At 45.6% G+C, this 283-nt stretch carries 1 protein-coding gene; it reads left to right on the forward strand.

Annotated elements, in window-relative coordinates:
* Positions 1-283, forward strand: a 283-nt coding sequence (locus tag AB4653_RS27915) for an undecaprenyl phosphate translocase family protein (RefSeq protein ID WP_372105882.1), incomplete at both ends; no start/stop codon positions are given.

The following is a 283-nucleotide window of genomic DNA, read 5'->3' on the forward strand; positions in this document are numbered from 1 at the left end:
GTTGTACCTGGCGTGTCGGGCGGAACCATCGCATTCATCACTGGTATCTACGATACGCTACTAGAAAGCATTCGAAGAATTAACCCTAGCGTACTTGGACTATGGAAGCGTGAAGGTTTCAAAGCCGCGTTTAGCCACATCAATGGTTTTTTCCTAATTTCACTGTTCGCAGGCGTATTCACGAGCATTGCGACATTTGCAAAACTGATTTCTTGGTTATTAGTCACCCACCCAGTTCCACTATGGTCTTTCTTCTTTGGCCTTATCTTGGTGTCGGTTTTCC

This window comes from Vibrio sp. 10N.222.48.A3 (assembly GCF_041475345.1).
Lineage (GTDB): Bacteria > Pseudomonadota > Gammaproteobacteria > Enterobacterales > Vibrionaceae > Vibrio > Vibrio tasmaniensis_A.